This window comes from Planifilum fulgidum (assembly GCF_900113175.1).
Lineage (GTDB): Bacteria > Bacillota > Bacilli > Thermoactinomycetales > DSM-44946 > Planifilum > Planifilum fulgidum.
In genome coordinates this window covers 17,798-39,578 of the sequence record NZ_FOOK01000012.1, presented here as the reverse complement: position 1 = coordinate 39,578, position 21,781 = coordinate 17,798, and the positions used below count along the sequence as shown (strand labels likewise).

17 protein-coding genes are annotated in these 21,781 nt (G+C 60.2%); 4 read left to right on the top strand and 13 right to left on the bottom strand.

Features of this window, described 5'->3' with window-relative positions; all coding sequences use genetic code 11:
* Positions 1 to 364: 364 nt before the first annotated feature.
* The 3 genes from treP (at position 365) to BM063_RS08415 (ending at position 4,722) form a co-directional block, all read left to right on the top strand.
* Positions 365 to 1,807 (top strand): PTS system trehalose-specific EIIBC component, encoded by a 1,443-nt coding sequence (gene treP / locus BM063_RS08425; RefSeq protein ID WP_092037882.1) that lies wholly within the window; start codon positions 365 to 367, stop codon positions 1,805 to 1,807.
* A gap of 102 nt (positions 1,808 to 1,909) precedes the next feature.
* Entirely contained in the window at positions 1,910 to 3,574 is a 1,665-nt protein-coding gene (treC, locus tag BM063_RS08420; RefSeq protein ID WP_092037881.1) for an alpha,alpha-phosphotrehalase, read from the top strand.
* Positions 3,575 to 3,735: 161 nt separating this feature from the next.
* Positions 3,736 to 4,722 (top strand): extracellular catalytic domain type 1 short-chain-length polyhydroxyalkanoate depolymerase, encoded by a 987-nt coding sequence (locus tag BM063_RS08415; protein ID WP_092037880.1) that lies wholly within the window; start codon positions 3,736 to 3,738, stop codon positions 4,720 to 4,722.
* A gap of 16 nt (positions 4,723 to 4,738) precedes the next feature.
* Here the strand turns inward: BM063_RS08415 and phaZ are convergent, their stop codons facing one another.
* The 13 genes from phaZ to BM063_RS08350 all read right to left on the bottom strand — a co-directional run bounded on the left by phaZ (position 4,739) and on the right by BM063_RS08350 (position 20,405).
* The gene (phaZ, locus tag BM063_RS08410; protein WP_092037879.1) at positions 4,739 to 5,632 is read right to left on the bottom strand and encodes an intracellular short-chain-length polyhydroxyalkanoate depolymerase; all 894 of its coding nucleotides are present in this window, start codon (positions 5,630 to 5,632) and stop codon (positions 4,739 to 4,741) included.
* 3 nt (positions 5,633 to 5,635) lie between these two features.
* Complete coding sequence (locus tag BM063_RS08405) at positions 5,636 to 6,673, bottom strand: 3-oxoacyl-ACP synthase (protein WP_092037878.1); 1,038 nt, start codon at positions 6,671 to 6,673, stop codon at positions 5,636 to 5,638.
* The gene (locus BM063_RS08400) at positions 6,673 to 7,677 is read right to left on the bottom strand and encodes a branched-chain amino acid ABC transporter permease (protein WP_092037877.1); all 1,005 of its coding nucleotides are present in this window, start codon (positions 7,675 to 7,677) and stop codon (positions 6,673 to 6,675) included. Before BM063_RS08400 ends, BM063_RS08405 begins: the two co-directional genes overlap by 1 nt.
* Before the next feature lie 4 nt (positions 7,678 to 7,681).
* A complete protein-coding gene (locus BM063_RS08395) occupies positions 7,682 to 8,542 on the bottom strand; it encodes a branched-chain amino acid ABC transporter permease (protein WP_092037875.1) in 861 nt (286 codons plus the stop codon).
* 60 nt (positions 8,543 to 8,602) lie between these two features.
* The gene (locus BM063_RS08390) at positions 8,603 to 9,304 is read right to left on the bottom strand and encodes an ABC transporter ATP-binding protein (RefSeq protein ID WP_092037874.1); all 702 of its coding nucleotides are present in this window, start codon (positions 9,302 to 9,304) and stop codon (positions 8,603 to 8,605) included.
* The gene (locus tag BM063_RS08385; protein WP_342713744.1) at positions 9,294 to 9,989 is read right to left on the bottom strand and encodes an ABC transporter ATP-binding protein; all 696 of its coding nucleotides are present in this window, start codon (positions 9,987 to 9,989) and stop codon (positions 9,294 to 9,296) included. The genes BM063_RS08390 and BM063_RS08385 overlap by 11 nt, the downstream gene beginning before the upstream one ends.
* Positions 9,990 to 10,128: 139 nt before the next feature.
* Entirely contained in the window at positions 10,129 to 11,343 is a 1,215-nt protein-coding gene (locus BM063_RS08380) for a substrate-binding domain-containing protein (protein ID WP_092037873.1), read from the bottom strand.
* Between the two features lie 95 nt (positions 11,344 to 11,438).
* Positions 11,439 to 13,598, bottom strand: coding sequence for an AfsR/SARP family transcriptional regulator (locus BM063_RS08375; RefSeq protein ID WP_092037867.1), 2,160 nt, complete (start codon positions 13,596 to 13,598; stop codon positions 11,439 to 11,441).
* A 16-nt stretch (positions 13,599 to 13,614) separates the two neighbouring features.
* Positions 13,615 to 14,700, bottom strand: coding sequence for a winged helix-turn-helix domain-containing protein (locus BM063_RS08370; RefSeq protein ID WP_092037865.1), 1,086 nt, complete (start codon positions 14,698 to 14,700; stop codon positions 13,615 to 13,617).
* A gap of 20 nt (positions 14,701 to 14,720) precedes the next feature.
* Entirely contained in the window at positions 14,721 to 16,214 is a 1,494-nt protein-coding gene (locus tag BM063_RS08365; protein WP_245752182.1) for a class I adenylate-forming enzyme family protein, read from the bottom strand.
* Between the two features lie 192 nt (positions 16,215 to 16,406).
* Positions 16,407 to 17,246 (bottom strand): sulfurtransferase, encoded by an 840-nt coding sequence (locus tag BM063_RS08360; RefSeq protein ID WP_092037859.1) that lies wholly within the window; start codon positions 17,244 to 17,246, stop codon positions 16,407 to 16,409.
* 298 nt (positions 17,247 to 17,544) lie between these two features.
* A complete protein-coding gene (locus BM063_RS08355) occupies positions 17,545 to 18,996 on the bottom strand; it encodes an amidase (protein ID WP_245752181.1) in 1,452 nt (483 codons plus the stop codon).
* Between the two features lie 155 nt (positions 18,997 to 19,151).
* Complete coding sequence (locus BM063_RS08350) at positions 19,152 to 20,405, bottom strand: chromate transporter (RefSeq protein ID WP_092037857.1); 1,254 nt, start codon at positions 20,403 to 20,405, stop codon at positions 19,152 to 19,154.
* Between the two features lie 169 nt (positions 20,406 to 20,574).
* Here BM063_RS08350 and BM063_RS08345 point away from each other — a divergent pair, with 169 nt between their 5' ends.
* A complete protein-coding gene (locus tag BM063_RS08345) occupies positions 20,575 to 21,663 on the top strand; it encodes a M24 family metallopeptidase (RefSeq protein WP_092037855.1) in 1,089 nt (362 codons plus the stop codon).
* Positions 21,664 to 21,781: the final 118 nt, after the last annotated feature.

The window sequence follows — 21,781 nt, the reverse complement described above, 5'->3', positions numbered from 1 at the left end:
CTTTCATTATAAGTCGCGCAAGGGCCAAAAGGGTTGAACAAATCGTGAACTATTTCACAATAAATTGACGTTGCATCCTCTCCCCCCGAAAATCCCTCCGATTTTCTTATTGTCAATAACCTAGTAAATATCGAATTATTCTCCTTCGCGAAATGTAAAAAAACGGCTACACCAAACAGCTATTATTGTGAATATAATCACATAATTTCCCCCGGTGTTCCCTACACTGGATAAGACGGGGGGCGCGGCAATTTCTCCCCCCGGTTGACCCTGGGCGTTTTTTAGGGCATAATGCCTTTGTTTTTCCGCACCAAAAAACATCCTGTCGCCGGGCTTTCTGAAGTCACAGAAAAGGAGGATGGATATGTCCAAGGATTACCGTCGAATCGCCGAAGGAATCCTGCAAGGCATCGGGGGAAAAGAGAATCTCGTCCAAGCGGCCCATTGCGTGACGAGGCTTCGGCTCGTGCTGAAGGATGAGGGAAAAGTCGATGCGGACAAGCTGCAAAAGGTGGAATTGGTAAAGGGACATTTCACCAATGCGGGCGTTTTTCAAATCGTCATCGGACCCAACGAGGTGGAAAAAGTATATAAGGAATTTGTGGAACTGGCCGGCGTTGAAACCGCCACCGTCTCGGACGTGAAAGAGGTGGGGGCCAAAAAACTGAATCCATTCCAGCGATTGATCAAAACCTTTTCCGATGTGTTCATGCCCATTTTGCCGGCCATCATCACCGCCGGTCTGCTGATGGGAATCAACAACCTGATCGGGGCGGAAGGGCTGTTTATCGAGGACAAAAGTCTGCTGGAAGCCTACCCCGATCTCCAGGGCCTGTGGGATCTCATCAACACGATGGCCAACACCGCCTTCGTCTTCCTCCCCGCCATCGTCGGTTGGTCCGCCGCAAAACGGTTCGGAGGCTCGGAAATCCTGGGAATCGTGTTGGGACTGCTTCTGGTTCATCCCGACCTCTTGAACGCCTGGAATTACGGAAAGGCGGCGGCGGGAATCGAAGGGGAGATTCCCTATTTCGACATTCTCGGCCTTTTCCAGATCGAAAAAGTGGGTTACCAGGGCCAGATTCTGCCCGTGTTTGTGGCGGCCTACGTCCTGAGCGTCGTTGAAAAATGGCTGAAAAAGCGGGTGCCCAACGCCATCCAACTGCTTGTGGTCCCCATCACGACGATCGTCATCACCGGCGGGCTCGCCTTGGCGGTCATCGGACCCGTCACCCGTCACCTCGGGGACCTGCTCACCCAGGGAATCGTGATGATCTACGATGCCGCCCCGGCGGTGGGAGCTTTGCTTTTCGGTTCCCTGTACGCTCCCCTGGTGATCACGGGGATGCACCACATGTTCATCGCCGTCGACCTGCAACTGATCACTCAAAACGGCGGCACCTTCATCTGGCCGATGATCGCCCTGTCCAACATCGCCCAGGGAAGCGCGGCCCTCGCCATGTTCTGGGTCGCCAAAAACGCCAACGAGAAGAGCATGGCTTCCACCTCGGCCCTGTCCGCCTATTTCGGCATCACCGAACCGGCGATGTTCGGGGTGAACCTGCGGCATAAATTCCCCTTCTACGCGGCGCTTACCGGTTCGGCTCTGGGGGCGGTCTTCATCTCCCTCAACGGCGTGTTGGCACCCGCCATCGGCGTCGGGGGACTGCCGGCCTTCATCTCCATCATGGTGCAACACATCCCGATGTTCCTGGTCGGCATGGCGATTGTCCTCATCGTGCCCTTCGTGCTGACGATTCTGTTTCACCACATCGGCAAAAAAAGGACCCAAAAATCCCCAGCCTGATCCCCCGGAGGCGATACGGGGCCGGTTTCCCGACGAACCACTTGCGGAAACCAGCCCCTTCCCTTTTGTCTCCTCGCCATCAAGTCAAGGAGGCGGAACCCCATGAAGAACCTCAGAAACGAAGACTGGAGAAAATCGGTCATCTATCAGATCTACCCCAAAAGCTTTTACAGCGCCAAAAACCAACCCACCGGAGATCTCGCGGGCATCATCGAAAAACTGGACTACCTCGCCTATCTGGGCGTCGATTACATCTGGATCACGCCGATCTATCCCTCTCCGCAAAGGGACAACGGCTATGACGTAAGCGATTATTACGCCATCGACCCCCGCTACGGAACGATGGAGGAGTTCAAAAGGCTGGTCGAAGAAGCGCGCCGGCGCAAGATCGGCATCATCATGGACATGGTGTTCAACCACACGTCCACCGAGCACAAATGGTTTCAGGAGGCCCGCAAATCCCCGGACAATCCGTACCGCTCCTTTTATATCTGGCGGGATCGGCCCAACAACTGGCGCTCCAAATTCGGCGGTTCCGCCTGGGAGTATGACGAGACGGCCCAGCAATACTACTTGCATCTGTTCGACAAAACCCAGGCGGACCTGAATTGGGAAAACGAACGGGTGCGGCGGGAAATCTACAAAATCATGAAATTCTGGGCGGACATGGGCGTCGCGGGATTCCGCCTGGACGTCATCAATCTGATCTCCAAGGATCAGCGCTTTCCGGACGCCACCGGAGAGGGGCCGATGAACGACGGCCGCAAATTTTACACCGACGGCCCCAGGGTCCACGAGTTCCTTCAGGAAATGCACCGGGAGGTGCTGGAAGGCACCAACCTGATCACCGTGGGGGAAATGTCCTCCACCACCATCGAACACGGGGTGAAATACTCCCGGCCGGACCGGAAGGAACTGAACATGATTTTCAGCTTTCACCACATGAAGGTGGATTATCCCGGCGGTGAGAAATGGGTGAAAGGCTCCTTCGACCTCTTGAAATTGAAAAAAGTGATGTCCGAATGGCAAAGGGGGATGCATGAAGGCGGGGGTTGGAACGCCCTTTTCTGGTGCAACCACGATCAGCCCCGCGTCGTCTCCCGGTTTGGAAACGACACCGTCTTTCGGCGCGAGTCGGCCACCATGCTGGCCACGGCGCTGCACATGCTCCAGGGAACTCCCTTTATTTACCAGGGCGAAGAGATCGGCATGACCAATCCCCATTTTGAATCCATCGATGAATACCGCGATGTGGAAACATTGAACGCCTACCGCCTTCACCCGGACAAAAAGGCCGTCATGGAAGCCATCAAGCAAAAATCCCGGGACAACGCGCGCACGCCCATGCAGTGGAACAGCGAAAAATACGCCGGATTTTCCACCGTCGAGCCCTGGATCAAAGTCGCTCCCAACTACAAAGAGATCAACGTGGAAAAGGAACTCAAGGATCCGCGTTCCATCCTCCATCACTACAAAAAACTGATCCGGCTGAGGAAAGACTACGATATCATCACCTACGGAAAATACGAACTCCTTTTGGAAGACCATCCCCGCCTGTGGGCCTATACGCGCAGTCTGGAAGGCGAGGCGCTTCTGGTCGTAAACAACTTTTCCGAAAAGGAGACCGAATTTCACCTGCCCGAGGGCCTTCCCTTCGCCCGCTGGAAACACCGGGTGCTCATCGCCAACTACGAAGACGCCCCCTCCGATTTCAGGCGGATTCTCCTTAGACCCTATGAATCCGTCGTCTTCCACTTCACCCGGTGACGCGGCGCCCCCGGGCGCACATGAAATCCCGGACGGCTTCGTCCGGGTTTTCTTTATCCTTGGCACTCCACTCCTTCTGTAACCGGTTTGCAATTGGTTTGTGACGATTCGAATTATAATTTTGAATAGATTGACGATTGTAACGAGGAGATGCCGTCACGGTGGCTTCCCCGAATTGGAAACGCATCGTCTGGATTCTTGTCCTCACACTCTTGACCGGTGCGGCATTGACGGCGGAAACCAAACCGGTTTTGGCCGCCGGGAGCTTCACCCGCCATGAGTATGGAGGCGGATTCCATTTCAAAGTGTATGTTCCCGGAGGCTATAGGGGGGAACCGGTTCCCCTCATGGTCATGCTTCACGGCTGCACCCAGAACGCCGATGACTTTGCGGCGGGTACGCAGATGAATCGGCTGGCGGAAGAAGAGAATTTCATCGTCCTTTACCCGGAGATGAATCCCTCTGCCAACATTAACCGCTGTTGGAACTGGTTTTTGGACGCCAACCAGCACCGGGGATCCGGAGAACCGGCCGTCATCAAGGGAATGGTGGACTGGGTGAAGAGCCGCTACCGGATCGACGGAAACCGGGTCTATGTCGCCGGGTTCTCGGCGGGGGGAGCCATGAGCGTGATCATGGGCGCCGCCTATCCCGATGTTTTCCGCGGGGTGGCCGTTCATTCCGGTTTGGAATACGACGCGGCCAACTCCCTGCTGGAGGCGACGATGGCCATGCTGTACGGAGAGCCGGATCCGGACGCGAAGGGGTATTTGGCCTACAGGGAAATGGGCGGCAACAGCCGGTTGATGCCGGTCCTCGTCCTCCACGGGACCGCCGACTACACCGTCTCCCCCATCAACGGCCACCAAACCCTCGCCCAATGGGCCCAGACCAACGATTACGCCGACGACTTTAGCGACAATGGGTCGGTGGACGCCGCCGCGGATCAAACCATCACCGGAAGCGCCAACGGACGGACCTACACCCGTTACATCTACAACGACCGTCACGGGAACCGCCTGCTGGAAAAATGGATCGTAAACGGGTTGGGGCACGCCTGGTCCGGGGGAAGCGCCTCCGGGACCTACACCGATTCCCGGGGGCCGGAGGCCAGCCGCATCCTGTGGGAATTCTTCTCCTCCCGCTGAAGAAGCTTTGCACCCCCTATTCATCGAGAAACTGCGTCACCCGATCCAACAGCTGATCCGGATCATCCACCAGCGGGGAATGGCCGCAATCGGTCAGGCCGACCGGCCGGGCGCCCGGCCCGATGTCCTCCACAATCTCCAAAGCCATCCTCTCCGGCACGACGCGGTCGCGATCCCCCCACAGCACGAGGGTGGGAGCGACGATCCGCTTCGCCTCCCCCGTCCCGCCCACCAGCCCGTTGTGCCGATCGCTGATGTTGAAGGTATTCAGCGCGTGATACACCTCCGCCAAATTCCGCTGGGTCAGCATGTCCTCCAGATACGCCTCATACCGATCCGGATCGGGGCGGCGATGGGTGTAAATGAGCGTTTCCCACAACTTGCGCAGAAACTCCTTGTCCCGCCGCTTCAGGGCGCGGAGGATCGGAAGCGTCTTTCCCGGGTCGGCGGCGATCTCCTCTTTGGTCCTAAGCCGCCGGCCCGTGGGCTGCCCCTTGTCATCGGTCTCATAAAAGGGGTAGCCCCGGGTCGACACCGACGCGAGGAGAATCAGTTTTTCCACCTGCTCCGGGCGATCCGCCGCCAGATGCATGGCCACTCCGCCTCCCATTGACCAGCCCATGACCGAATAGCGATTCAGTCCCAGGGCGTCGATCCACTCCTTCACATCGGCCGCAAAATCCCGAAGGGACTCCACCGGACGGCGATAGGTGGAAAGGCCGAATCCCCGCAGATCGACGGCATACACCTTGAACCGCTCGTCGATTCGCTCCAGGACCAGGTCCCAATGGGCGGAAGAAGTCATATTTCCGTGGATCAGGACCAGCGCCCGTTCCCCTCCCTCCCGCATTCGATACCCCAGCTTCTCCCCGTTGGAAAGTTCCACCGTGCCGATGCGAATCGGTTTCATGGTTCAACCCTCCTTGGACGTTCCTTCTCCCCACCGGATCACCGTCGCCCCCCAGGCATAACCGATCCCCGCGCTGACGAGGACGACCAGATCCCCTTCCCGGATTTTTTTCTCCCGGAGCCCCAGCTCCAGGGACAAAACGGGATCGAACTGCCCGATGTGTCCGTAATGATCCAGATAAATCGTCTGGTCCCCGGACAGCCCCAGCTCCTCCAGAACCCGTTCGTGGGCCGACCGCTTCATGTGAAGAATGCCGAGATAATCGATGTCCCGCTCCGTATAACCGCTCTTGGCCAAGGCTTGCCGGATCGCCTCGAGAAAGTTGCGGATCGACCGCTCCTCCAGCCGCCGCCGCATCCCCCGGGGATCCGGGACATCCAGCAGGTGATCCCCCCGGGCGATCCCCTCCGGAGTCAGCGGCTTCTTGGTTCCCCCGGCCCGGATCACCACGTCCTCGGAGAAGGAGCCGTCGGTGATGATGTGACTTTCCAGCACTTCGTTTCGGGACAAACCCCGCCGCAGAATCGCCGCCCCCGCTCCGGCTGCCAGATTGAACAGGAACCGGGTTCGCTCGTTCCGGTAATCCACCAAGTCCACATTTCGGTATCCGCCGGCCAGGAGCACCGTGCGGACCGACGGATCGGCGCGCATCATGTCCTTCGCCAACTTGAGCCCCAGAATGAACGTCCCGCAGCGCTGGGACACGTCGAAGGCCCAGGCCCGCCTCGCCCCCACCAGCCGCTGCAGGTGAATCCCCGCGGTCCAAACGGGGTATTCCTTGTACTCTTCACCGACGTAAACGACCACATCGATCTCCTCCGGATCGATTCCCGCCCCGGCGATGGCCCTCCGGGCGGCGCGGGCCCCCATCTCACAGGTGTGATCGTCATCTCCGGGTACCGGTTTCTGCACGATCCCCATCTTTTTTTCCACCACCTCCACCGGCAGGCCGGCGGCCGCCGCTATCTCCCGCCCCGTCATCACCCGTTCCGGAAGATAGACGCCGGTGGCCAGGATGCCGATCCTCTCGCGGGTCGCCATCAGACCTTCTCCCCCTCAAATCCGGCATCGGGTTCTCTCCGCACCGGGCGGGCGAACCGCCAATTTTGGAGCGTTCCGACAATCCCTTTGGGAAAAAAGAGGACAGCCAAAATGTACACGATGCCGAACAAAATGATCCATCGCTCGAACAGCGGGTGCACCTTGGCCAAATCGGTCAGCGCATCGTGCGTCAGCTCGATCAGCGCCGCCCCGACGATGCCCCCCACCAGGGTGCCGACACCGCCGATGATGGTCATCAGCAGCACGTCCAGGGTGATCTCGACGGAAAAAACCGACGTGTTGACGAAGCGGAGGGTCAATCCGTACATCAGTCCGCTGAGGCCGGCGAGAATCCCCGACAGGACGCTGGCCGCCACTTTGTAATCGAGCACCCGATATCCCAGGGCTTCCGTCCGCTGCTCATTCTCCCGGATCGCCTGCAGCACCCGCCCCATCGGCGACCGGGTGAATCGAAGCAGGAAGTAAAAGGCGAAAATCATGAAAAACAGGGCGATGAAATAGACGGTTTCCCGGTCCCGCAGCCAATCGGGGACCGAAAAGGTGAACCCGTCATTGCCCATGGTGAGGCCACGCCATTTCTCCGCCGCCACCTGAAACAAACCGGCGAAGGCCAGGGTCAGCATGGCGTAATAGTGGCTTTTCAGCCGCAGGGACAACATGCCCACCAGATAACTGACCAACGCGGCCAGGGCGATCGTCACCAGGATGGAGAGCAAAAAGCTCTCCGTCGTCGCTTCCCCCCGCTTCATCCAGATCCCGACGGTGTAGGCCCCGATTCCGAAAAACATCGCATGGCCGAAGGAAACGATGCCGGTGTATCCCAACAGCAGATCGTAACTCATGGCAAAAACGGCAAAGATGAATATCTGCGTCAGCAGAATCAAGAGGCTGCGGGAATCGGTCAAGAAGGGAAGCAAAAAAAGAAGCGCCGTGATGCCGCCGCATAGAAGCCGCGACCGGAAAGCGGCGATTCGCCGAACCATCCCCTCACCCCCTCGCTCCGAACAGGCCGGACGGTTTGAACAGGAGCACCGCCGCCATCAGCAGCATGTTGACCGCCAAAGCGGCATCGGGAAGAAAATAATTCATGAAGGCGCTGGCCAGCCCCACCATCAGCGCCGCCAAAGCGGAACCGGACACACTGCCCAGTCCCCCCACCACCACGACGATGAAGGCGAGAATCGCGTACTCCATCCCCATTTCCGCATAAATCGCGCCCGAATAGGGAGCGAACAGCACGCCGGCCAACGCCGCCAGTGCGGCTCCCAGCATGAACACCAACAAAAAATATCGTTTAACATTGATACCCAGCGATTCCACCATCTCGCGATGGATCGCGCCCGCCCGGATGATCAGCCCCACCCGCGTCTTCTTCAAAAGCCCCTGCAGCAGCGCAAAGATCAAAACCCCCGCCGTTATGACAAACACCCGGTACTTGATGAGGACGATCTCGCCGATCCGCCAGCTGCCCTCCAGGAAGTCGAGGGGCGGAACGCTGATCTGGTTGGAACCCCAGAATACCTTCACCAGTTCGCTCAGCACCAGCATCACACCGAGCGTGATCAAAATCTGCCGCGTGGGATCCCCGTAAACCGGCCGGATAATCAGGCGTTCCATGACAAAGCCCAAGAGCAGCCCGGCCGAACAGGCGCCCAAAAGCCCCGCAGCAAAACTCCCGGTCCAAAGATACAGCCACACTCCGGCATAGGCGCCCCAGACGAACAGGCCGCCGTGGGCGAAATTGAGCACGTGCATGAGACCGAAAATGAGAGTCAATCCCGCGGCCAGGAGAAAAAGCAGCATTCCCGTCGCCAAACCGTTGATGATCAGATTGATCACAATGTCCATGCGGACCCACACCCACTTCCCCGCGGAAACTCCCTTTCAAAACGGCCCTGCGGAATCGCCTCAGGCGATTCCCAAAAACCGCCTCTGCAATTCCTTGTCCCTTTTCAATTCTTCCATCGGGCCGCTATGGACGCAGCGGCCGCCGTCCAGGATCACAAACCGATCGCCCACGGCCCGGGCCATGGAAAAGTTCTGCTCCACCAACAAAATGGTGGTCCGCTCCTTGATCTCCCGGATCCCTTCGACCATTTTGCCCACCATGATGGGAGAGAGCCCCTTGCTCGGTTCGTCGATCAGCAGAAGAGACCGGTTCTGGACGAAGGCCCGGGCGATCGACAGCATCTGTTTCTGTCCCCCGCTCAAATCTCCGCTTTTTCGCCGCCAATACATCTTCAAGTCGGAAAAGAGCCCGAGAATCCATGCGAGCCGCTCCGCCGCGGGGGGATCTTCCTTTCCCATGGCCAACTTCAGATTTTCTTCCACCGTCAGATCGCCGAAAAGGCCCATATCCTCGGGAACATATCCGATCCCCTTCCGGGCGATCACATGGGTGGGCAGGAACTGGATCGCCTCCCCTTCAAACCGTACCTCCCCCCGCACCACCGGGGAAAGCCCCATGATCGACCGGAGCGTCGTGCTCTTCCCCGCACCGTTCCTCCCCAGAAGCACCGTCACCTCCCCCCGGGGAACCCCGAAGGAAACCCCCTGCAGGATGTGGTGCCGTCCGATCACGGTGTGGAGATCCCTCAACTCAAGGAGCATGAACAACCCCTCCCAAGTAGACCGATTGCACCCGTTCGTCCCTCATGATCTCCTCCGGCGTTCCCTCCGCCAGAAGACTTCCGCCGGCCAGCACCAACACCCGGTCCGAAAGGTTGAGAACCAGGTCCATCTTGTGTTCGATCAGGAGAAGGGTCCGTTCCCCTCCCTCCTTCAGAAGGCGGAGCAGCTCCAGGATGGCCGGCACCTCTTCCCGGGACATGCCGGCGGTCGGCTCATCCAGCAAAAGCAGCTCCGTTTCCAGGGCGAGGAGCATGGCGATTTCCAGTTGGCGTTGCTCCCCGTGGGTCAAATTTTTGGCCGGCAGATTCTCCTTGGGCAGGAGGCGAACCATCCTCAGCCAATGCGTCGTCTTTTCCTCCACTTTCGGGTATTTGTCGGCCCGGGTCCACATCGGATAGCGGATGCCCATGCGGGATTGGACCGCCAGCCGGACGTTCTCCCGGACCGTCAGGCCGGGAAACACGTTGGTGATCTGGAAGGAACGGCCGATCCCCTCCCGGGTCCGGGCGTGCGGAGAGAGGCGGGTGATGTCCCGCCCCTTAAACCGGATGCTCCCCCGGGTCGGCTTCAGTTGCCCGCTCAGCAGGTTGAAAAAGGTGGTCTTTCCCGCGCCGTTGGGACCGATGATGGACGTGAGGCGGTTTTTTGGGATGTTGACGCTCACCCCGTTGACGGCGACATGCCCCCGAAAGAGACGGTCAAATCACGGGTCTCCAGTAGGGTCTCCATCGGTTCATCCCTCCCTTCCGACGAGGAAAGGCACGCACCGCTTCTTCCCGCGGTCGGGTGCCGATCCGCCGCCCTCACCGCTTGTTTTCGACCGGCGGCGCCGCCTCCTCCGGTGAAATTTCGCGTATCAACACCGGCACCGGCTCATCGGAACCTTCTTTCTTTTCCAGCTTCACCGCGTACATCGCCTGAAGGGCCTGATGATCTTCCGGGCGGAACGTCATCTTCCCCTTGGGTGTTTCAAAAGACATGCCCTCCATCGTTTGAATCAACCGCTCCGCCTCCGGATCCCCGCCGGTTTTTTTCAAGGCTTCGACAATTGCGATCGCCGCGGACATCCCCCCGGGGGTGAACAGGTCCGGAGGACCTCCAAAGCGCTTCCGATGCTCCTTCACCAGCCAATCGTTGACCGGATTTTTCGGAAGGGTGTAGTGATACACCGTGAAGCCTTCCATCCCGACCATCGGCTTCATGACCTGCATCGCCGCAAAATCCGGCACGCCGGTGGAAATCTTGATCCCCCGCTCCTGAACCTTCATGTCCGCCAGCTGCTTCCAGGGAGTGTTGGCCCCCGACCAGATGACGAAGAGATAGTCCGGCTTTTTCATAATAATTTTCTGGATATTCGGAGTAAAATCCGTGGCCTTCGGATCGGCATACTCCTCCAGAACGATTTCGGCCCCCAGTTTCTCCGCCTCCCTTTTGAAGGCGGCCACTCCGTCCCGACCAAAGGCGTAATCGGGTGCCAAGGTGGCGATTTTCACCCCCGGGGCGGCGATGGCTCGGGCCCCGGCCGCGGCGTCCTGGGAGGAATTGCGCGCCGTCCGGAAAATATACCGGTTCCAATTGTCCCCGGTGATGCTGTCCGCCGCCGCGGGTTCCACCACCATCACCCGCTGATATTCCTCCGCCAGGGGCAGGACGGCCAGGGTGTCCGCCGAGCTGGACGCTCCCACCAGAATGTCCACCTCGTCCTCCTCCAAAAGTTTCGTCGCCTTCTGGACCGCCACATCCGGCTTGGTCTCCGTGTCCTCCACGATCCACTCGATGGGTCGTCCCGCCACCTTCTTCGTTCCTCCGGTGGCATATTCGATTCCCAGTTCGAACCCGTTGATCGTCTGTTTTCCGTAGGACTCCAGCGCTCCCGTCTTTGAAATCAGAACCCCGATCCGGATCGGCTCTCCGCTTTCGGCATCCGATTCGGATCCCGCCGAACCGCAAGCCGCGCCCAGCACCAATATGGATGAAAACACCAAAGCCCATCCGATGCGGCTGATCCGCCTCCTCATCCCTCACCCCTCCTTGAAGCTTCTTCCATCCGATCATAGCCCCGGAGGGTTACAAAGCGGTTACAGCGGGCAAACCGGCCGCGTATTGCGTACTCTCATGGGGCGGAAGCCTCCGGAGCGCCGTCAAACCGGGGTTCAAGCACCAGATTTCCTTCCCGGATCATCCGGTAAAGCCGCTCTGTCTCGGGCATCGGCTCGATGTGAAGCTCCCGCTCCAGCGTCTGCAGGCAACGGAGATACCATTTGATGGACTGGGGGCGGTTGTTTTTGCGGAAATAGGCGATCATCAGCAGGCGGTACGCCTCCTCCCAGCAGGGATCCCGCCGAAGAATGCGTTCGCTCCAGTGGATCACCCCATCATCGTCCCCCGCTTCCAACAAGAGCTGCGCCAGCCGCTCCGCTCCCCGCAAAAACAGCGCATCCAGCCGCTCCCTCTCCTCCATGCACCAATCATCGTAACGCCGTTCCGGAAGATACTCCCCCTTATACAGGGACAGTCCGGCGGCAAGAACGCTCCGGGCGCGATCCGGATCCCGGGTTTGCAATCCCTCCAGAATCCGCCGCTCAAATTCGGCGGCATCCAACTCAAATCCCGACGCCGGGTTCAATCCGTACATCGACCCTTGCCGCTGAATGAAAAAGGGGGTCGACCGGGCCGGACGGCCGGGTTCCAACACCTGGTTCAGCGCGTGGAGGGCCACTTTAAAATCCCGGGATGCCGCCGATTTCTCCACCCCCGGCCACAGGAGGGAGAGAATCTCCTCCTTGGGAAGCAGATGCTGCCGCCGGGTGATGAACAATTGGAGGAGCTCCCTCGCCTTCCACCTTTGCCAACCCTTCTCCTCCACCGGCTCATCCCCCAGCCACACGCGGAAACCGCCCAGGGTCTCAATCCGCAGGGTGTAGCCGGGGTGGAAGGTGATCCGTTCAAAGCCCAACTCCGACAACAAATGGGAGACATACTCCTCCTTCACGCCTTGCCGCTGGGCCTCAAACAGCAGCCGGGTCACCTTCTGCACATCCGACGGGCCGAAGAGGGTGCGGCGCCGGAGGAGGTAATCGTGTTCCCCCGTGCGCATCAGGTTTAAAAAGCGCTCCATGCATGTGGAGAATTGATCCTGTTCCTTCAATTTGAAGGCGGTCAGGGCCTGCCACAGGGAAGCGACGGTCAAACCGTGGCTGTCGCCGCAGCGGGCGAAGTCCCGGCTGCAATCGGCAAACCATCCGGCGGCCTCCTCCCACCGGGAGGCATGGGCGCAGGCGATCCCCATGGAAAGCCGGATCAAGGTGGAAAGCCAAAAATCCCTCGCTTTCTCCGTTTCGGCCAGAGCCTCCTCCCCGCAGGCCAAAGCCGATTCGACGGCGCCTTCCCGCCCGTGGAGCAGACACAGGCCCATCAGCGGTTCCGCTTTCCCTCGCGAAACCTTCATCTCCTCCATCAGATCCAGGGCCGTCCGGTAACAGTCGGCGGCCAGCTGCGACTCATACCGGTTCAACAGCTGAACGGCATGACCCATCCGCATCCATCCGCAGGCCTCCACAAAGGGAACCTGCCACCGGACCCCCTGCATGATCCCGGCCTCGGCATATTGCTTTGCCATTTCGGGGTCCCCCATCATCGCGTGGATCAGGGACAAAAGAACATCCGTCTCCCGGTGAGCCCGGGGGAGGCGGCGATCCTCGCGGCCCGCCTCCGCCCGCTTTTTCCGCTCAAGGATTTGTTTGGCCTGAACGAGCCGGCCGGTTCGCAGGAAATAGCGGGCCTCCAACTCCTCCTCCCCGTCGGGTTGCTCCCGGCTCTTGGCCACCCACTCGCCGGCATCATCGGCCCGGCCGTAATTGACCAGGTTTTCGGCGATCAAACGGGTGAGGCGACTCCGCTGCTCCTCGGCTCCCGGGATGCCTTCCAGCACATCCAGGGCGCGATTCAAAAGGCGTTCCGCCTCCCTGGGCTGAATCGTATCGAGGAAAATTCGCGCCTGCCCTTCGAGCGCCATGCTGACTCCCCGGAAGTCTCCCCTTTCGCGGGCAATTCCTTCCCCGCGGAGATAGCAATCCCTCGCCCGCGCGTAGGCACAGCGGTAACGATTCACCTCCCCCTCCAGCACCCAGAGCCAATAGCGCCGATCCTTCACCTCTTCGGACAATTCAGAAAGGGCTTTTTCAATCAGGTTCAACCGGCCCCGATCCATCATCACCGAGCCGTGTTCCTCCAAAAACCGGCCGATGCTCTCCGCATCCCCCGTCTCCAGCATCAGGCGAATCGCCTCGTCAAACCGCCGGTTCCGAAAGGCATGTTCGGCGGCGAGACGGTAAAAGAAAACCCGTTGTTCCCGGGACTTCCGGCGCAGCTTTTCCCGGAGATAATCCCGGAAGAGGGGAAGGTAACGGAATCTGCCCCCCCTCGGCCGGCGCCAAAAAAAGATGTTGACGGAGAAGTTCCTCCAGGATTCGCCGGGCCTCCGCCTCCGGAAACAGCGCCTCCAAATCCTCCGGAGACCACTTCTCCAGAAGCGCCGTCTGCATGAAAAACCGGCGGACTTCTTCAGGCTGCCTTTCCCAGACCTCCGCGTCCAGAAAAGGAAACAAATCCTCCTCAATCTTTTTTTCAAACCCCTCTTCCAACCTTCGGGAAGCGGCGAACTTCTCCCCGATCAGCCGAAGGGGCAGCACCCATCCTCCCGTCTGCCCATGAAGCCGCCTGAAATCCTCCGGCGAAAGGGCGAGCCCGTATTCGTCGGACAGCCACACCTCCGCTTCCTCCTCGGAAAAGGACAGGTCGTCGCCGGTCACCTCCAGCAGGCTCCCCTTCACCCGCATCTCCGCCAACCGGGACCAATCGGGGCGGGTCCGGCTGATGAGAACGAGACGGGAATTTTCCGGCAAATGGGAAAAAAACCACTCCATCCATCCGGAAAGGAGCGGATTTTCTTCGGCCAAATGCCAGTTGTCCAGCACGAGCACGGACCTTTTCCCGAGCAGGGCCAATTCATTGAGGAGATCCGATCCCAGGTCGTACCAAACTTCCGTTTCCCGGTCTTCCTCCTCCCGCTCCAAGTGCCGCATCCATTTTTCGCCGACCGAAGGAAAGCGGACATTCAGCGCACCGAGCAGATATCGGAAAAAAACGGCCGGTTTCGCATCGTCCTCTCCGATTCGATACCAGCCGGCAGTCAGTTGTTCGTCCTGCATGAAACAGGCGACGGCGGTGGTTTTTCCGTAACCCGGAGCGGCATGGACCAGGGTGAGAGGGACCAACCCCTTCAACTTTTTCGACACTTCCGGCCTGCGAAAGGTGCTGGATTTGGGAGCCGGAGGGATCCATTTCGTTTTCAGGAGCCGCATTCCCCTTCTCATGGCATCCACCTCTCGGAACTTCAATCCTTTTGGACAAAGAGGCGGAGGATGGCCCGCCTGTCGATCTTGCCCACGGGCGTCTTCGGCAGTTCGTCCATGAAAAGGACGGCTTTGGGAATCTTGTACGCGGCCAGTCTGCCCCTCAGGTAGGACCTCAGTCCCTCGCCGGTCAGGCAGGAACCCTTCCTCGGAACGACGGCGGCCGCCACCGCCTCCCCCCATTTGGGATCCGGCGCACCCACCACGACCACCTGTTCCACTTCGGGGTGTTCGGCGATGATCTGTTCCACTTCCGCAGGATAAACGTTTTCTCCCCCCGTGACGATCATCTCCTTTTTTCGCCCAACGATGTAAAAGTCCCCCTCCTCATCCCGCATCCCCAAATCCCCGGTCCGGAGCCAGCCGTCGACCAGCGACTCGTCGGTCGCCTCCGGATTGTTCCAGTAACGGTCGAACAGGTGACCGCCCCGGATCCAAATCTCTCCCACGCTTCCCGCCGGGGAATCCGTCCCGTCCTCCGAGACGATCCGGACCTGGTTGTAGAGCATCGGCTTCCCGACGGTTCCGGGTTTTTTCCGGGCGGTGGAAGGATCGGTGACAAAATTGTTGGGTCCCGCCTCGGTCAAGCCGTAACCCTCCCGGAAGGGAAGCCCCTTGTTGGCGAAGGCCCGGTGCACTTCCCGCGGGCACGGCGCGCCCCCGGAGAGAAACTCCCGCATGGTGGGGAAGGATTTTTCGGCAAACCGGGGCGACCGGATGAGCAGGTGGTACATCGTCGGAACCATCAGGGCGATGGTGCACCGTTCCCGGTCAATCACATCCATCACCCTGTCAGGGTCGAATCGGTCGATGATGACGAGAGTCCCCCCCGCCTGCAACACCGGAAGGGAGAGGACGTTCAATCCCCCGGTGTGGAACAGGGGCAAGCAGGAGAGGGCCCTGTCCTTCGCCGTCAGCTGCCAGCTCAAAATCGTGTTGATGGAGTTCCAAAAGATGGAGCCATGGGTGAGCACCACCCCCTTCGGCTTCCCCGTCGTCCCGCCCGTATAGAGGATCATGGCCGGGTCCGACAGCGAGGGATAATCCGCCTCTTCCTCTCCTTCCGGCTCCGGCGGATCGTCCGGATCCAAAAGATCCAAGGGGACGATCGACGGGGCGGCGAGCGCTGCCGCCAAATGCTCCATTCGCCGGTGAAATAGCAACACTTTCGGCCCGGCATCTTCCAGGATCCCGTTCAATTCCCGGGGCGAAAGCCTCCAGTTCAGGGGGACAAAAATCGCCCCCAGCCGCTCACAGGCAAAAAAACAGACGAAAACGGCCATATCGTTGGGAGCAAGAAATGCCACCCGGTCTCCCTTTGAAATGCCCATCTCCGACAAATACCGGGCCGCCCGGACCGAGCGCCGGTACAGGAGATCGTAACTGCAGCGCCTTCCGGTTTCTCCGTCAACAAGGGCGATCTGATCCGGAGCAAGCCGTTTGCGCCCTTCGAGCCAACCCGTTTCCCGGTACACCGACATCGCTCCTCGTATTCCCGTGATGCAAAATCCCACAAGGAAGATACCAGGAACGGGTTGCAAACGGGTTACACTGCTCCCCTCCCGGAGCCCCCCTGCAAGCGGACTTGGCCGCACGCCTTGTGTTTAAATTTTCGGAAAAAGTTGCTTCCGGCACCCCGCGGGGGAAGCCGCCCTGCAAGGCTTCCCTCAACGGGGCTCCTCCTCTCCTTGCGCGATCGGATTTTCCTCATAACTGATCCAATCGCTGAAACTTCCCGCATACAGGCGCCCTTCCCGGCCGGCGAGATGCAGGGCCAGCAGATTGGCACACGCCGTCACGCCGGAACCGCAGTAGACGATGGGACGTTCCCCTTCCGGAATGAAGGAAAAATCCCGCCGCAATTCCTCCCGGGATTTCCACCGCTGCCCTTCCGCCAAATTGTCTTTCCAAAACCGGTTTACTGCGCCGGGGATGTGCCCCGCCTTGGCGTCGATCGGTTCAAACCGTCCCGCATACCGTTCGGGGTCCCGGGAATCGATCAACAGCCCCCGGTGACGCCTCACTTCCTCCATGTCCACCAACCATTCGGGATGGCGGATTCGGGGGACGAACCGGACGGGCGAAGGCTGGATCCGTTCCGCCGTCACGGGATACCCCTTCTCCTTCCACCCCTGATACCCCCCATCCAAAACCGCCACCGGTTCATGCCCCAGATAGCGGAGCAACCACCACAGGCGGGCCGCCATCGCCCCTCCCTGATCGTCGTAGGCGACGACGATTTTGGTGTGGTCGATTCCGGCCCTTCCCAACTTCTCCGCAAAGGCGTCCGTCTCCGGCAGGGGGTGACGCCCGCCGTGCCGGCCGACGGGACCTGAGAGATCCTTCTCCAGATCCATGTAGACGGCTCCCGGAACGTGATCCTGTTCGTACGCTTTTCGGCCCGCATCGGGCTTTCCCAGTTCGAAGCGGCAATCGACGACAACCAGATCGGGATTTTCCAGCCTCTCCCGCAACCACTCCGGCGATACAACCGCTGACGGCAACATGTGCATCCTCCTTCCCCGAGGGGGTCGGCCCCGGTCTCCCAGAAGACAGCAGATCTCCCCCTCTCTCGATTCCCGTGCCGAACGCAGACTCTCCAGGCAACCGGACCAGGCCGTCCGATGCGGCGACCCTCCGTCCCCTCTTCTCTTTCCCCCCAACCGATATGCTCCACGATCACCCGCTGGCCGCGCTCCTTTCTCCTCAAAGCGGATGGCCCCGGACGTGGGGAAGTCCTCCCGGTTCATCCACGCCGCAAAGGGATCCGGTCTTTTTCTCGGATTCCCCGATCGCAGGCGGTTGTCAAGATCCCCCTCCGGGTTCGTCGCCGCTCTCGGCATCGTATTTCGTGCAGCGCACATACCCCCGGAAGGCGGATTCCACCCGGCGCCCCCACTGAAAAAGGGCGGCCTCCTGGCCGACGGCGGTGATGAGCTGGAGGCCGATCGGCATCCCGGACCGGTCGGTCCCCACGGGAACGGTCAGGGAAGGCAATCCGAAGGTGTTGGCATAGGCGACATACGGAAGATACCGGAGAAAGGTTTGGCGAATGGAGAAAAGCTCCGCATACACCTTTCCGTGTTCCGGGGCGGCGCAGTGGTACACCGGAAGAACCAGCACGCGGTTTCGCAAAAACGCCGCCACCTCCCGCTCCCCGCCGCGGAGCTCTTCCGACATGCGCATCCACTCCTTAGCGGAGGGACGGAAAAGCCGTGTGCCCAGCAGGGCCCAGGTCAGATAGGGATGCAGCTCCGACCTTCCCGTCAGGCGCGCCTTCAAATACTCCAGAAAAACGCCGGAAAAGCCCTTCTCCCCGCACAGCCGGACCAGTTCCTCCCCTCCGTCGTGGGACATGATCCATTGCCACATCCGGGTCGCCCGCTCAAAGTGGGGAGGATGCTCCGCATGGCGGGAACCGGCGGCAAACTCCCGGCGGACCGCATCCAAATACTCCGCCGTCTCCTCCCCCACCGGCGCGTCGGGATGAGGAGGGGGAACCACCAGCTGAAAGGCTCCGGCATCCACCGGGGAGGGCTTCTGGAGGGCAAGAATGTCATTGACAAGTTCCGCATCCCTCACCGATTTGGCAAGGGCGCCGATTCCAAACATGGAAACCTGATGGGGCTCCTTCACCTCCGGAAACGCCCCGGCGGGGGAAACCCGGCGGTTGCCCGACTTAAAACCGATCACCCCGTTGAAATGGGCGGGAAATCGGATTGATCCGCCGATGTCGGAACCGATTCCCACCGCAGCGCCTCCCACCGCCATCAGGGCCCCTTCCCCGCCGCTGGAGCCGCCGGCGGTGCGGCTCAGATCCCAGGGGTTGTTGGTTCGGCCGAACAGCGTATTTTCCGTCTCCTGGCAATAACACAGGGCGGGGGTGTTGGTCTTGCCCAGAATAACGGCACCTTCTTGTTTCAACCGCCTCACGATCTCCGCGTCTTCCCGGTCCACCGCCTCCCTGCGGCGGGGCAGGCCGCCGGTGGTGTGCATCCCCTTGACATAAAAGGCTTCCTTCATGCTGATGGGGACGCCCCACAACCTGCCCTTCGCCTTTCCCTCCCTGAGCAACCGATCCCGTTCTTCCGCCTCCTGCCTGGCCTCATCAAACCGGGGTTCGATCATCGCCCGGATGTGGGGATTGACCCGCTCGATGTGCCGGATATACCCTTCGACGGCTTCGGCGGACGTGATCTCTCCCGACCGGATTTTTTCAGCCAGGGCGGAGGCGTCCATGTCAAGAAGTTCCCTCATCGGCTCACCACCAACCGAATCCTTGATCAATTTCCGCATGAGTCCCGAGAATCATTGCCCATTCATCCATTCCCTTCAAAAGACGAAAAATTCCCGCCGGATATCATACTTGGATGACCAACGAAAAAACTCCTTCCGCAATGCCGCAGCTGGATCTATCCGCAGAGATACAGGAGTGCCCCTCCCGCCGCGCACAGAAGGACGACCGCCCAGGGCGGCACTTTCCAAATCATCAGCAAGGCGAAAGCCATCAGCGCCAAACTGAAATCCCACGGAGTCCGAATTGCTTCGGTCCACAGGGGATCATAAAGGGCCGCCGACAATATTCCCACCACCGCCGCATGGATCCCGTCCAGGGCCCTTTGAAACTCCGGTCGCGTGCGGATCCGGTCCCAAAAGGGGAGTGTCCCGACAATCAACAAAAAGGAGGGAAAAAAGATGGACACCGTCGCCAACAGCGCCCCCGGCCACCCGCCGATCAGCATCCCCAGGTAGGCGGCAAAGGTGAAGAGGGGCCCCGGCACGGCCTGAGCCGCCCCGTACCCGGCGAGAAACTGGTCGGGAGTCATCCACCCGGGCGACACCACTTCCGCCTCCAGGAGCGGAAGAACCACGTGGCCGCCGCCAAACACCAGCGAACCCGTCCGGTAAAAGCTGTCCAAAATCGCCGGCCATCGGCTCGAGGCGACTTCGCGCCACAACGGAAGAAGAAAGAGCAGCCCGAAAAACAGCCCCCAGGCGATCCACGCGGCCCTCCGGGAAAAAGGAATCCTCAGCGGAGAGGCTTCCCGGCCGGGACCTTTGGGCAAAAGGATCCAACCGAACACCCCCGCGGAGGCGATGATCAGCACCTGACTCAGCGCCGATTGCCAAAGCACCGCGACGACGGCCGACAAAACGGCGATCGTCCCCCGGAGGCGATCCGAAGCCAGCCCCCGGGCCATGCCCCAAACAGCCCGGGCGACCACCGCCACCGCGACGACCAACAATCCGTGAACCCAACCCGTCCCTTTGATCTGGATTCCCTGCAAGGCGCAAGCAAACGCCATCAGCGCCAGGGCGGAAGGCAAGGTGAATCCCGTCCAGAAAGCCAATGCTCCCGGAAATCCCGCCCGGATCAGACCGATGGCCATCCCCACCTGACTGCTCGCCGGTCCCGGAAGCATCTGACACAAGGCCACTAGGTCCGCATACGTCTTTTCATCCAGCCATTTTCTCCGGATCACGCATTCCTCCCGATAATACCCCAAATGGGCGACGGGGCCGCCGAAGGACGTCAGCCCCAACCGGACGGCCACTTTCAACACCTCCAAGGCGGACCCCTTCCGCGCCCTTTGGGTTTCCGAAGCGCACGTTCCCCCGGCCCAATCCCCCCGGTTTTGCCGGAAACCATCCCGGTCCTTTTCCATCTCCTTCCCCTCCCGGTTTTAATATACACACCCGAAGCGCCCGGTCAGAACCGGCAAGGCCGACGCCTCCGGGTTCCGGCCCGACGGCCGGTCCGCATCCCCCGGGGATCGTCCTTTCCCCCGTTTTTTGATACATTGAGTAAGAGAACCTCGGGAAAGGGGCGGAAACATGAACCAAAAAATCAAGGAACTCTCCCGTTGGATGAAGGATCAGGGCATTGACCTCGCCTTGCTCACTTCCCCGGCCAACATCTTGTATCTGACCCGCTTCCACTGCGATCCCCACGAACGCCTTTTGGCCCTGTTCGTTCCAGCCGAGGAGGAACCCTTCCTGATCTGTCCCCTGTTGGAAGTGCAGCGGGCCAAGGAGGCGGGCTGGAAAGGGGAAGTCCTGGGTTACGGCGACGCGGAAGACCCCTGGGACCGCATCCGGGAAAGATGGAACCGGGCGGCAGGCACGATCGCCGTGGAGAAGGAACACCTGACCTTCGGGCGGGCCGAACGGCTCCTCGCGCTGAATCCCGATGCAACCCTGGTCTCCGTCGAGGAGAAGATGTACGAACTTCGCGCCATCAAGGACGAGGAGGAAATCCGCCGTCTCGCCAAGGCGGCCCGGCTGGCCGACTATGGGGTGGAAATCGGCATCGACGCCTTGCGGGAGGGGTGCACGGAGATCGAAATCGTCGCCGAAATCGAATACGAGCTGAAGAAAAAAGGGGTGCAGGGAATGTCCTTCTCCACCACCGTCCTGTTCGGTGAAAATACGGCCCTCCCCCACGGCACCCCCGGAAGCCGCAAGCTGTCTCCCGGGGACCTGGTGCTGTTCGACCTCGGTGTCATTGTGGACGGGTATTGTTCCGACATCACCCGGACCGTGGCATACCGGCAAATCGACGATCAGTGCCGGCAAATCTACGAAACGGTTTTAAGAGCCCAGCAGGCCGCCCTCGGGCGCTGCTCCCCCGGCATCCCCATCAGCGAAGTCGACCAGGCCGCCCGGAAGGTGATCACCGCCGCCGGATACGGGGACCGGTTCCCCCACCGCGTCGGTCACGGCCTGGGCCTGGAGGTCCACGAATTTCCCTCCATGAGCGCCTCCAACGACCAGACGCTCCGGGAAGGGATGACCTTCACCGTCGAACCCGGCATATACATCCCCGGCAAGGGCGGCGTGCGAATCGAGGATGACGTGGTCATCACCCGGGATGGCTGCGAAATCCTGACCAAATTCCCCAAAGAACTGCGGGTGGTCGAATAAAAAAGAAACTGCGCGGGATCGGTGCAGGATTTCAAACAATCTACCGGGCGCAATAACATATCATCGCTTCAACAGCGGCCGCATCGGCTGTATAGTCCGGTCGGCGCGGAATCAATAA

Bases quoted from the DNA above. Each gene is read 5' to 3' on its own strand.
- treP (WP_092037882.1), top strand. From the start codon at position 365: ATGTCCAAGGATTACCGTCGAATCGCCGAAGGAATCCTGCAAGGCATC.
- treC (WP_092037881.1), top strand. From the start codon at position 1,910: ATGAAGAACCTCAGAAACGAAGACTGGAGAAAATCGGTCATCTATCAG.
- phaZ (WP_092037879.1), bottom strand. From the start codon at position 5,632: ATGAAACCGATTCGCATCGGCACGGTGGAACTTTCCAACGGGGAGAAG.
- BM063_RS08405 (WP_092037878.1), bottom strand. From the start codon at position 6,673: ATGGCGACCCGCGAGAGGATCGGCATCCTGGCCACCGGCGTCTATCTT.
- BM063_RS08400 (WP_092037877.1), bottom strand. From the start codon at position 7,677: ATGGTTCGGCGAATCGCCGCTTTCCGGTCGCGGCTTCTATGCGGCGGC.
- BM063_RS08395 (WP_092037875.1), bottom strand. From the start codon at position 8,542: ATGGACATTGTGATCAATCTGATCATCAACGGTTTGGCGACGGGAATG.
- BM063_RS08390 (WP_092037874.1), bottom strand. From the start codon at position 9,304: ATGCTCCTTGAGTTGAGGGATCTCCACACCGTGATCGGACGGCACCAC.
- BM063_RS08380 (WP_092037873.1), bottom strand. From the start codon at position 11,343: ATGAGGAGGCGGATCAGCCGCATCGGATGGGCTTTGGTGTTTTCATCC.
- BM063_RS08375 (WP_092037867.1), bottom strand. From the start codon at position 13,598: ATGCTGGAGACGGGGGATGCGGAGAGCATCGGCCGGTTTTTGGAGGAA.
- BM063_RS08370 (WP_092037865.1), bottom strand. From the start codon at position 14,700: ATGAGAAGGGGAATGCGGCTCCTGAAAACGAAATGGATCCCTCCGGCT.
- BM063_RS08360 (WP_092037859.1), bottom strand. From the start codon at position 17,246: ATGTTGCCGTCAGCGGTTGTATCGCCGGAGTGGTTGCGGGAGAGGCTG.
- BM063_RS08355 (WP_245752181.1), bottom strand. From the start codon at position 18,996: ATGAGGGAACTTCTTGACATGGACGCCTCCGCCCTGGCTGAAAAAATC.
- BM063_RS08350 (WP_092037857.1), bottom strand. From the start codon at position 20,405: ATGGAAAAGGACCGGGATGGTTTCCGGCAAAACCGGGGGGATTGGGCC.
- BM063_RS08345 (WP_092037855.1), top strand. From the start codon at position 20,575: ATGAACCAAAAAATCAAGGAACTCTCCCGTTGGATGAAGGATCAGGGC.